This window comes from Streptococcus sp., assembly GCF_030528045.1.
Classification (GTDB): domain Bacteria; phylum Bacillota; class Bacilli; order Lactobacillales; family Streptococcaceae; genus Streptococcus.
The window spans coordinates 1-4,436 of sequence record NZ_JAUMZR010000068.1; the positions used below are offsets into that span (position 1 = coordinate 1).

General features: G+C 41.5%; 5 protein-coding genes. 4 read left to right on the top strand and 1 reads right to left on the bottom strand.

Annotated elements, in window-relative coordinates; translation table 11 throughout:
- Positions 1 to 181: 181 nt before the first annotated feature.
- The 4 genes from Q4A91_RS09210 to Q4A91_RS09225 are packed head-to-tail and all read left to right on the top strand — an operon-like array spanning position 182 to position 4,154.
- Positions 182 to 1,441, top strand: a complete 1,260-nt coding sequence (locus tag Q4A91_RS09210; RefSeq protein ID WP_084849590.1) for a UDP-N-acetylglucosamine 1-carboxyvinyltransferase — start codon at positions 182 to 184, stop codon at positions 1,439 to 1,441.
- A gap of 15 nt (positions 1,442 to 1,456) precedes the next feature.
- Positions 1,457 to 2,008: a GNAT family N-acetyltransferase gene (locus Q4A91_RS09215; RefSeq protein ID WP_303214213.1), complete on the top strand. Its 552-nt coding sequence runs from the start codon at positions 1,457 to 1,459 to the stop codon at positions 2,006 to 2,008.
- On the top strand, positions 2,001 to 3,278 hold the full coding sequence (gene spxR, locus Q4A91_RS09220) for a CBS-HotDog domain-containing transcription factor SpxR (RefSeq protein ID WP_303214215.1): 1,278 nt from the start codon (positions 2,001 to 2,003) through the stop codon (positions 3,276 to 3,278). The genes Q4A91_RS09215 and spxR overlap by 8 nt, the downstream gene beginning before the upstream one ends.
- A 15-nt stretch (positions 3,279 to 3,293) precedes the next feature.
- Positions 3,294 to 4,154, top strand: a complete 861-nt coding sequence (locus tag Q4A91_RS09225; RefSeq protein WP_303214217.1) for a methionyl aminopeptidase — start codon at positions 3,294 to 3,296, stop codon at positions 4,152 to 4,154.
- A 37-nt stretch (positions 4,155 to 4,191) separates the two neighbouring features.
- On the opposite strand, the gene Q4A91_RS09230 is transcribed toward Q4A91_RS09225, so the two are convergent.
- The coding region (locus tag Q4A91_RS09230) for a transposase (RefSeq protein ID WP_303211342.1) at positions 4,192 to 4,436 on the bottom strand (245 nt) is incomplete at its 5' end.

A 4,436-nucleotide genomic window follows, 5' to 3' on the forward strand; every position in this document is an offset into this window, starting at 1 on the left:
GCTCCATAATTTCCATAGTGGTTTTTACCCACTACAGATATTATAGAGCCGAAAAGCTTGAGTGATAGGTCTTTTTTTATCAAAATGAGATGGTATTTAGTAAATAGGAATGGGAAAAAACTGAAAATTATGGTATAATAGAATGAAAAGACCTTTTTAGTAAATTTTGAAAGAGTAAAACATGAGAAAAATTGTCATCAATGGTGGACGTCCATTGCAAGGTGAGATCACCATTAGTGGTGCTAAAAATAGTGTTGTAGCGCTTATTCCGGCTATTATCTTGTCAGATGATATTGTCACTTTAGATTGTGTTCCAGATATTTCAGACGTTGCTAGTCTTGTCGAAATCATGGAAATTATGGGGGCGACTGTTAAGCGTTATGAGGATGTCTTGGAAATCGATCCAAGAGGTGTTCAAAACATTCCAATGCCTTATGGCAAGATTAATAGCTTGCGTGCTTCTTATTATTTCTACGGAAGTCTTTTAGGTCGCTTTGGAGAAGCTACAGTTGGACTTCCTGGTGGATGTGATCTGGGACCTCGTCCGATTGATCTTCACTTAAAAGCCTTTGAAGCCATGGGTGCTAAGGTCAGCTATGAAGGAGATAATATGAATTTATCTGCTCAAGGTAAGGGGCTTCATGGCGCAAGTATTTACATGGATACCGTCAGCGTTGGAGCAACGATTAACACGATGATTGCTGCGGTTAAAGCTAAGGGACGCACTGTCATTGAAAATGCGGCTCGTGAACCAGAAATTATCGATGTTGCTACCCTTTTGAACAACATGGGGGCCCATATTCGTGGTGCAGGGACTGATATTATCATTATTGACGGTGTCGAGAAACTTCATGGAACGCGTCACCAAGTAATCCCAGACCGTATCGAAGCTGGAACCTATATTTCACTTGCTGCAGCGGTAGGAAAAGGAATTCGCATTAACAATGTTCTCTATGAACATTTAGAAGGCTTTATCGCCAAACTAGAGGAAATGGGCGTTCGTATGACGGTCTCAGAAGACAGTATCTTCGTTGAAGAACAGTCTGGTTTAAAGGCCATCAATATCAAAACTGCACCCTATCCAGGGTTCGCAACCGATTTGCAACAGCCTATCACGCCACTTTTACTAACTGCTCAAGGTCGTGGAACCATTATTGATACGATTTATGAGAAACGTGTTAATCATGTCTTTGAATTAGCGAAAATGGATGCGGATATTACGACTACAAACGATCACATTATTTACAACGGTGGTCGTAACTTACACGGGGCAAGTGTAAAAGCTACAGACTTGAGAGCTGGTGCAGCACTTGTCATCGCTGGCTTGATGGCTCAAGGCCAGACTGAAATTACGAATATTGAGTTTATCCTTCGTGGCTACTCAGATATTATTGAAAAATTGCGTAGTCTTGGAGCGGATATTACACTCGTTGAAGACTAAGCTGTTGAGGTGATTATGAATATTTGGACCAAATTAGCAATGTTTTCTTTTTTTGAAACGGAGCGCTTGTATTTGCGTCCTTTCTTTTTTAGTGACAGTCAAGCATTTTTCGAGATTGCTTCAAACCCTGAGAATTTGCAGTTTATCTTTCCTAGTCAAGCAAGTTTGGAAGAAAGTCAGTACGCACTTGCTAACTATTTTATGAAGAATCCTCTAGGTGTTTGGGCAATTTGTCTCCAAGGAAATCAGGAAATGATTGGCTCCATTAAATTTGAAAAAATCGATGAAATCAAAAAAGAAGCAGAAATTGGTTATTTCTTAAATAAAGATTCTTGGTCACAAGGTTTCATGACAGAAGTGGTTACCAAGCTATGTCAGCTTTCCTTTGAAGAATTTGGTTTAAAACAATTATCCATCACCACTCATCTGGAGAATCAAGCTAGTCAAAAAGTAGCCTTAAAATCGGGCTTTAGCCTCGTACGACAGTTTAAGGGGAGCGATCGCTATACACGAAAAATGAGGGACTATCTTGAATTTCGATACATAAAAGGAGAATTCAATGAGTAAACACCAGGAAATTTTGTCCTATCTGGAAGAGTTGCCAATTGGGAAGAGAGTTAGTGTACGCAGTATTTCCAATCACCTAGGTGTTAGTGACGGAACAGCCTACCGAGCTATCAAAGAAGCTGAAAATCGTGGCATCGTTGAAACTCGGCCACGTAGTGGAACCATTCGAGTCAAGTCCCAGAAAGTGGCTATTGAGAGGCTAACCTATGCTGAAATTGCTGAAGTCACCTCCTCTGAAGTTTTAGCTGGTCAGGAAGGGCTTGAGAGAGAGTTTAGTAAATTCTCCATCGGGGCTATGACAGAGCAAAATATCCTGTCCTATCTCCATGATGGCGGTCTTTTGATTGTTGGTGACCGTACTCGTATTCAACTTTTAGCGCTGGAAAATGAAAATGCGGTCCTTGTAACGGGTGGTTTTCATGTGCAGGACGATGTTCTTGAGTTGGCTAATAAAAAAGGGATTCCAGTTCTGAGGAGTAAACATGACACTTTTACTGTAGCTACCATGATTAACAAAGCCCTCTCAAATGTTCAAATCAAAACCGATATTCTGACAGTCGAGAAGCTTTATCGTCCCAGTCATGAGTATGGTTTTTTGAGAGAAACGGATACAGTCAAAGACTATCTAGATTTGGTCCGTAAGAACAGAAGTAGTCGTTTCCCAGTCATTAATCAGCACCAAGTGGTTGTTGGAGTTGTTACTATGCGTGACGCAGGAGACAAATCCCCCAGCACGACGATTGATAAGGTGATGACACGTACTATCTTTGTAACAGGATTAGCGACCAATATTGCCAATGTCAGTCAACGAATGATTGCAGAAGATTTTGAGATGGTTCCCGTTGTCAGAAGTAACCAAACCTTGCTTGGTGTCGTAACACGACGAGATGTCATGGAAAAGATGAGCCGTTCCCAAGTTTCTGCTTTGCCGACCTTCTCAGAGCAAATCGGGCAAAAACTCTCTTATCATCATGATGAAGTCGTTATTACTGTTGAGCCTTTCATGCTGGAGAAAAATGGGGTCCTTGCTAATGGAGTCTTGGCTGAAATCCTCAACCATATGACCCAAGACCTCGTTGTCAATAGCGGACGTAATCTCATCATTGAACAGATGTTGATTTATTTCTTGCAGGCTGTACAGATAGATGATACTCTGCGGATTCAGGCTCGGATTATTCACCACACGAGACGTTCAGCTATTATTGATTATGATATTTATCATGGTCATCAGATTGTTTCAAAAGCAAATGTTACGGTTAAAATTAATTAGAATCTAGGAGAAAAAATGATAACTTTAAAATCAGCACGTGAAATCGAAGCCATGGACAAGGCTGGTGATTTCCTAGCAAGTATCCATATCGGCTTACGTGATTTGATTAAGCCAGGCGTGGATATGTGGGAAGTTGAAGAGTACGTTCGTCGACGTTGTAAAGAGGAGAATTTCCTTCCTTTACAGATTGGTGTGGATGGTGCTGTTATGGATTACCCCTATGCCACTTGTTGCTCTCTCAACGACGAAGTAGCTCACGCTTTCCCACGTCATTACATCTTGGAAGATGGCGATTTGCTCAAGGTTGACATGGTATTGGGTGGTCCGATTGCCAAATCCGACCTCAATGTATCTAAACTCAACTTTAACAATGTTGAGCAAATGAAAAAATACACCCAAAGTTATACTGGTGGTTTAGCTGACTCATGTTGGGCTTATGCGGTTGGTACACCGTCTGAAGAAGTGAAAAACCTGATGGACGTGACCAAGGAAGCTATGTATAAAGGGATTGAGCAAGCAGTTGTCGGCAATCGTATCGGTGATATCGGTGCAGCCATTCAAGAATACGCTGAAAGTCGCGGTTATGGGGTTGTACGTGATTTGGTTGGTCATGGTGTTGGTCCAACTATGCACGAGGAGCCAATGGTTCCTAACTACGGTATTGCAGGCCGTGGACTCCGTCTCCGTGAAGGAATGGTACTGACCATTGAACCCATGATCAATACTGGTGACTGGGAAATTGATACAGATATGAAGACTGGCTGGGCTCATAAGACTATAGATGGCGGCCTGTCTTGCCAATATGAACACCAGTTCGTGATTACCAAAGACGGTCCTGTTATCTTGACTAGTCAAGGTGAAGAAGGAACGTATTAAAAAAGGCTCTATGTCAACTGTAGTGGGTGACCTATAACTAAGCACGAGAGGAGACGAAGTTCGTCTTCTCTTTTGTGGTATTCAAAGCGATATAGATACGCTGTTTAAAGTTTTCAAAGTTCCGATAGCCAAAAGCATTGCGCTTGATGTCTTTGATGAGTTTGTTTGTTGCTTCTAGTTTAGCGTTAGAATAAGGCAATTCAATGGCATTAGTGATGTAGGTTTTGTAGCGAATAAAGGTATGTAAAGCCGTTTTAAAGGTATGATTGAGAACAGGTAGCT